5 protein-coding genes and 1 pseudogene are annotated in these 6,832 nt (G+C 67.9%); 2 read left to right on the top strand and 4 right to left on the bottom strand.

All coding sequences use genetic code 11. From position 1 onward, the window contains the following. Window positions 1-45: 45 nt before the first annotated feature. The 4 genes from ACXJKR_RS20285 to ACXJKR_RS20270 form a co-directional block, all read right to left on the bottom strand. Window positions 46-786, bottom strand: a complete 741-nt coding sequence (locus ACXJKR_RS20285) for a histidine kinase (protein WP_457324348.1) — start codon at window positions 784-786, stop codon at window positions 46-48. An 81-nt stretch (window positions 787-867) separates the two neighbouring features. Further along, window positions 868-2,421 carry a helicase HerA-like domain-containing protein gene (locus tag ACXJKR_RS20280; RefSeq protein ID WP_457324347.1) on the bottom strand — a complete coding sequence of 518 codons (1,554 nt, stop codon included), beginning with the start codon at window positions 2,419-2,421 and terminating at the stop codon, window positions 868-870. 110 nt (window positions 2,422-2,531) lie between these two features. Further along, a complete protein-coding gene (locus tag ACXJKR_RS20275; RefSeq protein ID WP_056199003.1) occupies window positions 2,532-3,242 on the bottom strand; it encodes a PEP-CTERM sorting domain-containing protein in 711 nt (236 codons plus the stop codon). 43 nt (window positions 3,243-3,285) lie between these two features. Further along, window positions 3,286-5,325, bottom strand: a complete 2,040-nt coding sequence (locus ACXJKR_RS20270) for a hypothetical protein (RefSeq protein WP_457324346.1) — start codon at window positions 5,323-5,325, stop codon at window positions 3,286-3,288. A 366-nt stretch (window positions 5,326-5,691) separates the two neighbouring features. Here ACXJKR_RS20270 and ACXJKR_RS20265 point away from each other — a divergent pair, with 366 nt between their 5' ends. Both ACXJKR_RS20265 and ACXJKR_RS20260 read left to right on the top strand, forming a co-directional pair. After that, the gene (locus ACXJKR_RS20265; protein ID WP_056198998.1) at window positions 5,692-6,414 is read left to right on the top strand and encodes a YebC/PmpR family DNA-binding transcriptional regulator; all 723 of its coding nucleotides are present in this window, start codon (window positions 5,692-5,694) and stop codon (window positions 6,412-6,414) included. Further along, window positions 6,414-6,832, top strand: a pseudogene (locus ACXJKR_RS20260) (phosphoribosylamine--glycine ligase); the annotation flags it as partial. The gene ACXJKR_RS20265 and the pseudogene ACXJKR_RS20260, both read left to right, overlap by 1 nt.

The following is a 6,832-nucleotide window of genomic DNA, read 5'->3' as shown; positions in this document are numbered from 1 at the left end:
GGTCATCGTACGCCAAGCTAAACGAGGCAATTGCGGGACTACGCACTAGCCCCCCCATAAGCGATGAAGCACAGGTGAAAGGGCGGTCCTGAGGTAGTCCGACAGGCGCTCGAACTCCTCGTTCAGCGGGTGCTCGGTGGCGCGGCTGGCCTGCAGCGTGGCGCGCAGATAGGCGATGAGCTGGTCCAGCATGCRCTGGGCCTCGTCCGGCCGCAGCTTGATCAGCACGCGCAGATGGGCCAGCGTGTTGAACAGCATGTGGGGTTCGAGCTGGCTCTGCAGCAGCGTCAGCCGCGCCTCGGCCGCCTGGCGCTGGGCCTGGGCCTGTTCCAGCCGCAACGCGTTCAGCCGGAACAGCGAGAAGAAGAAAAAGGTGCCCAGCACCGACACCAGCAGCACGAAGCTCACCGACACCGCCGCGCGGCCGCCGGGCATGTCCCAGGGCCGGCTGGCGTGCCGGCCGCTGAGGAGGTCGCCCAGCCACAGCCCGCCCGCGTAGCCGGCCAGCGCGCCCAGCAGCACGCAGGGGGCCACCCAGCCCCAGCCAACCCAGCCGTGGCGCAGTTGGGGCGAGTCGCCGCCTCGGCGGCGCAGCAGCAGGGCCACGCCGGCCATCAGCAGCGAGATGTAGAGCGAGATCTGCGCGCCGACGGTGAAGGAATACAGCATCGCAATGCCGAAGCTGCCGCCCTGCAGCAGAAAGTTCAGCAGGCCGACGACGACGCAGATGAGGGCGGTGCCGCCCACATGCGTCGTCCAGTCGTGGTTGCGGTCGGTGGAGGTCATGCGGCCAGCATCATGTGGCCTGCGCACTGGTGCAAGTGGTCTGCGACGAGCGGGGCCGACGCGGCGCGAGGCGCACGGCGTTCAGCGCCGGCGGCTGCCGCTTCCGCCCAGGATGCTGCCCAGCACGCCGCGGATGATCTCGCGGCCGACGGCCGAGCCGATGCTGCGCACGGCCGACTTGGCTGCGGTCTCGGCCAGGCCGGCGTGATGGGCGCCGCGCGGGCCGGTGGTGCCGAAGAGCACGTCCTTGAGCCCGCCGAGCATGCCGCCGCCTTCGTCGGCGGGCGCCGGTGCAGCAGGGCCGCCCTTGAACACCTGGCCGCCTTCCGCCGTGATGCCGCCGCCGCCTTGCGCCGCTGCGGGCTTGCCAGCGAGCTTCTCGTAGGCGGATTCGCGGTCCAGATGCTTCTCGTAGACGCCGGCGACCAGCGAGCTGGCGATGAGCTGCTGGCGCTGGGCCGGCGTGATCGGGCCGATCTGGCTGCCGGGCGGCAGCACGAAGACGCGCTCGGTGATGCTCGGCCGGCCTTTCTCGTCGAGCAGGCTGACGAGCGCCTCGCCGACGGCCAGCTCCATGATGGCGGTGGCAATGTCCAGACCCGGCTTGGCGCGCATGGTGTCGGCGGCGCTCTTGACGGCTTTCTGGTCACGCGGCGTGAAGGCGCGCAGCGCGTGCTGCACGCGGTTGCCGAGCTGGCCGAGCACCGCGTCGGGAATGTCCAGCGGGTTCTGGGTCACGAAATAGACGCCGACGCCCTTGGAGCGCACCAGGCGCACGACCAGCTCGATGCGCTCGACCAGGGCGTCGGGCGCATCCTTGAACAGCAGATGGGCCTCGTCGAAGAAGAACACTAGCTTGGGTCTCTCCAGGTCGCCGACCTCGGGCAGGGTCTCGAACAGCTCGCTGAGCATCCACAGCAGGAAGGTCGCGTACAGCCGCGGCGCGTTCATCAGCTTGTCGGCGGCCAGCACATTGATGACGCCCAACCCCGATTCCGTCTGCATGAAGTCGGCGATGTTCAACATCGGTTCGCCGAAGAACTTGTCGCCGCCCTGGGCCTCGATCTGCAGCAGGCCGCGCTGGATCGCGCCGACGCTGGCGGCCGAGACATTGCCGTACTGCGTCGTGAACTGACTCGCGTTGTCACCCACATGCTGCAGCATGGCGCGCAGGTCCTTCAGGTCCAGCAGCAGCAGGCCGTTGTCGTCGGCGATCTTGAACACCATCTGCAGCACGCCGGCCTGCGTCTCGTTGAGCGCCAGCATGCGGCTCAAGAGCAGCGGGCCCATGTCCGACACGGTGGCGCGCACCGGGTGGCCCTGCTCGCCGAAGACGTCCCACAGCGTGGTGGGGCAGGCCAGCTTTTCCGGCGCCTCCAGGCCACGTTCCTTGAGCACGCCAAGCAGCTTCTCGCTCGGGTTGCCGGCCTGGCTGATGCCGGTCAGGTCACCCTTCACGTCGGCCATGAAGACCGGCACGCCCAGTTTGGAAAAGCTCTCGGCGAGTTTCTGCAGGCTGATGGTCTTGCCGGTCCCGGTGGCGCCGGTGATGAGGCCGTGGCGGTTGGCCAGCGCGGGCAGCAGCAGGCACTCGGTCTGCTCATGGCGGGCCAGCAGGATGGGGTCGGCGGGCATGGGGGTCTCCGGATCAGGGGCAGGTAGGCTGCGGCGAGTCTAGCGGTCCGCTTTGACCACTTCGACTCACCGCAGCCGCTGTCCGGAGGCTGTGATGTGCCCGCTGGCGCTCAGCTGGCGCGGCGCTTGGCCAGGCCCAGCAGCACCGAGCCGCCCAGCAGCAGGAGCAGGCCTGACGCCGGCTCGGGCACCGGCGCCAGGTGCACGTCGGCGACGGCCAGCGCCGAGGCGCCGAGCGCGTCGAAGCCGTCGAACACGCCCAGGCTGACGTTGTGTGCCCCGGCGGTCAGCGGCGCGCTGGTGAAGGTCAGGTAGGCCGTCTCGTCGAACAGCGGCGATGCCGAGCCGCCCAGGAAGGTGGCGCTGTTGACGCTGGTCAGCTTGATGACGGTCGTCTTGTCGAGCACGACGTAGGCCGTGTCGTCGGCCGGGGTGCCCGGTGGGTCGTTGCTCATGAACTTCCACTGGAAGATCAGCCGCTCGCCGGCGGCGGCCGTGAAGTCCGCGCTCAGCCCGGAGCCGACGACGGCACCCATGCCGCTGAGCGAGGCGGCCCCGAGCCCGGCGAAGGATTCCAGCGAGGCTGCGGCCACCGCGCTGCCGCCGAACAGGAAGCCGGAGGTGTCGGCTGTGCCGAGCACGGCCTGGGCGGTGAAGCCGGCGGGTGGCGCGCCGAACTGGCTGGTGGTGTCCACGGCGACGTTGCCGGCCTTAGCCCAGCCCGTCAGGCCGCCGGTGAAGTCGCCATTGGTGACGCCTGCGGCCATTGCCGTCGATGCCACCAGGCTCAGTGCGGCCAATGTGAATTTGAGTTGCTTCATCAGGGTCTCCAGACAACAGGGTAGGAAAGGGTGGCCGGCGCCTTCAGCGCACGGTGCCGATTTGGGTGATCTGCAGCGTGCTCTGCTGCTCGACGCCGAGGCCGGCCTTCACGCAGTCGAGCGCATTGGTGCTGACTTCGGGCTTGAACGACACGGACTGGCGCGAGCGCAGGTTGGTGCAGGTGACCTTGGCGATGTCCATGCCGCCGACCTGCACGGCCGGCAGCTGCGTGTTGACCAGGCCTACCTGCGAGACCTGCACCCGCTCCCCGTGCAGGGAGACGAGACCGGCCTTTTCGCAATCGAAGCTGCCATCGGTATTGGCTTGAACGCTGACCGACTGGCGGGTGTTCAGGTTGGAGCAGACCACCTTGCCGCGCAGCAGGCCGATCAGGATGCCGTCCACCGGCTTGGCACGCTTGCCGGCCACCTGCAGGAAGACGTGGGTGACCAGGTCCTTGGTGACGAAGGTCTTCTTGTCGGCGTCCCACTGCAGCGCATTGGGCTCAACCAGGTCGCCTTCGAGGAAGACCGAGGCGCCGGGGAAGGGGTCTGTCGCCAGCGCGCCCTTCACGTCGGGGTTGACTTCCTGTGCGCCGACCGTCGCGTCCGTGACCTGGCCACGGAACTTGATGCGCACGTTGTGCCCGTCCTTGAGCAGATTGCCGAGCACGAAGCGGGCTTCGCCGGGCTTGTCGGTCGAGCCGGCGGGCAGTTCCATGGCCGTCGGCAACTGCAGCTGGCGCCATGGCGTGATCGGCTCCTGCTGATTGTCGAACAGCTTCACGCCACCCGTGGGGTCGAACAACATGCTGTCGATGTGTGCGGGCCGCGGCAGCACGAAGCCCCGCCAGTTGCGCAGCACCAGATTGGCCGCTGCGAGGTTGGCCAGGCCCAGAATGAAGTTGCCGTCCGCCGACAGGGTGCCGGTGTCGAAGGTGGGCACGCGTGGGTGCAGGGGCAGCGCCGACCCGCCGGCATCCAGCAGGGTCGCGTCGGCGATGACCACCTGGGTCGTGGTGTTGAGGATGTTCTCTTCCGCGAAATGCGTGCCGACGTGGAACTGCTCGGCGCCGCGCACCTGGCCGGCGATGCTGCCGGGCTGGTTGGGGCTGGCCCAGCCCTTGGCGGACTGCCAGGTTACGAAGTAGCGGTGGTAGCTGGTGCCCTTGAAGGTCCGCGTGCCGGACGCCACCACGCTGGGCGGGTTCCAGGGACTCAGCGAGCCGGTATAGGTGGACACCGGCGTGAGCGTGGTGCTGAGGCTGAGCACCTCCATGCGCAGCCGCGACGCGGTGGCGGAATTGGGGTTGACGAAGTCCCAGTTGGCCAGAGATTGCAGCGTCAGGCCGACGTTGTTGGCCAGGATGCCGAAGTCCTGGTCGCTGAAGTGGCGGCGTTCGCCGACGCGATTCGTACAGGGCATGGAAGGCCCGGCGGGCATGATGTGGTGGATGAAGGCGTCCTCCCCGGTGTGCACCACCGCGCTGTGCGAGAGGCCGTAGTTGTGCCCGGCCTCGTGCGCGGCCGTGCCGCCGATGCCCAGGGCCCAGCGGTCCAGCGTGTTGTTGGCGCCGGAAAGCTCGGCGCTGCAGAACACGCCATAGGAGCCGCCGAAGACGCGGGCGTGGTCGATGACGTCGGCGTCGCCGGTGTCCACCGCCTCGGCGATGCCGAACAGTGAGGGGTCGGTGTCCGCGCCGATGGCGACCATGTTGCGCCGCGCCGGCGGCGCGCCCAGTGCGTCCGGGTTGGTCGTCGTGGGCGGCAGCACCTGGACGTTGAACTCGCAGTAGTCGGTGGCCACCACGTCGAAGATGCGGTCGCGCAGCTGGGCGGTGGTGCCGGYAGGCGCGCCCGGCAGCGAGCCGATGGCGAAGGTGCGTGCGGGCGAGACGTTGGTCGCGTAGGCCGGGAAGGTGGCGTCGTTGGCCGTCGGGTAGTAGAGGAAGAGCTTGTTCGGCTTCATCGCGTCGATGGCGCCGTAGTTGTGATAGCAGACCGGGGCGGCCTGGACGGATGTGGACAGCAGCGCTGCACCTAAGCAGCCAGTCCATCGGAAATGAGCGAACAAACGGGTCATGAAAATCTCCTGAGAGCGGACCCTGGCGGGCAGGGACGCCTCAAAGTTAGGCGCCGGCCTGCAGGGCTTCACCCACCCCTCACCCTTCAACGTGAGGAAGACTGCAGCTCTTAGGGGGACGCCCTTAGGGGGAGGTTTCTAGGGGGAAGGTCCCAGCGGGCCGGGAGCTCCGCATGCCGCACACCCCCGCAGTTCGGCTAGTCCGGGCTGCGAATGCATGATGAAGTTCCGGGCGTGTTGGCGCTGGCGAGGCCGCGGGAAGATGGACGCCCGCGAGCAGGCGGTGGGGTCGGGGGCAGGAGGCGGCCTCGTAGAATCGAGGGTTGCATGGCATCTGAGCCGTGCTGCCAAAGGAGCTAGAGCCACATGGCCGGACATTCCAAATGGGCCAACATCCAGCATCGCAAAGGCCGTCAGGACGAGAAGCGCGGCAAGATCTGGACCCGCATCATTCGTGAGATCAGCGTTGCCGCGCGCCAGGGCGGCCCCGACATCAAGGACAACCCGCGCCTGCGTCTGGCGGTGGACAAGGCCAAGGCCGCCAACATGCCGGCCGACCGCATCAAGTACAACATCGACAAGGCCAGCGGCAATATCGATGGCCTGACCTACGAAGAAATCCGCTACGAAGGCTATGGCATCGGCGGCGCGGCCATCATGATCGACACGATGACGGACAACCGCGTTCGCACCGTGGCCGAGGTGCGGCATGCCTTCAGCAAATACGGCGGCAACATGGGCACGGACGGCTCGGTGGCCTTCCAGTTCAAGCATTGCGGCCAGTTGCTGTTCGCGCCGGGCACGTCGGAAGACAAGGTCATGGAAGTGGCGCTGGACGCCGGCGCCGAAGATGTCGTCACCGGTGACGACGGTGCCATTGAGGTATTGACCTCGCCAGCCGACTACGAAGCCGTCAAGGCCGCGCTGGAAGCCGCCGGCCTGGTGCCCGAGCTGTCCGAAGTGACGATGCGGGCCGAGAACACGATCGAGTTGACCGGCGAAGACGCCGAACGCATGCAAAAGCTGCTTGACGTCATCGAAGACCTCGACGACACGCAAGCGGTCTATCACAACGCAGAATTGAACTGATGCGAGTCCTAGTCATTGGCAATGGTGGCCGCGAGCACGCGCTGGCCTGGAAGCTCGCCCAGGGCGAACGCGTCAGCCAGGTGTACGTCGCCCCCGGCAACGGCGGCACGGCGCGTGACGAGCAGATCGAGACCGTGCCCATCGGCATGACCGACGTGAAGGCGCTGGCCGACTTCGCCGTCGAACAGAAGATGACGCTGACCGTCGTCGGCCCCGAGGTCGCGCTGGCCGCTGGCGTCGTCGACGAGTTCCGCTCGCGGGGCCTGCGCATCTTCGGGCCCACCAGGGCCGCGGCCCAGCTCGAGAGCTCCAAGGCCTTCGCCAAGGACTTCATGAAGCGCCATGGCATTCCGACGGCAGCCTACGAGACCTTCTCGGACGCCGCGGCCGCTCACGCCTATGTAGGCAACCGCGGCTG

It is taken from the genome of Roseateles sp. P5_E11 (assembly GCF_054049355.1).
The sequence above is the reverse complement of the archived record's forward strand: the minus strand, read 5'-3'. Positions and strand labels throughout refer to the sequence as shown.

Coding starts and splice junctions, on each gene's coding strand:
- ACXJKR_RS20280 (WP_457324347.1), bottom strand. CDS start 2,421: ATGCCCGCCGACCCCATCCTGCTGGCCCGCCATGAGCAGACCGAGTGC.
- ACXJKR_RS20275 (WP_056199003.1), bottom strand. CDS start 3,242: ATGAAGCAACTCAAATTCACATTGGCCGCACTGAGCCTGGTGGCATCG.
- ACXJKR_RS20265 (WP_056198998.1), top strand. CDS start 5,692: ATGGCCGGACATTCCAAATGGGCCAACATCCAGCATCGCAAAGGCCGT.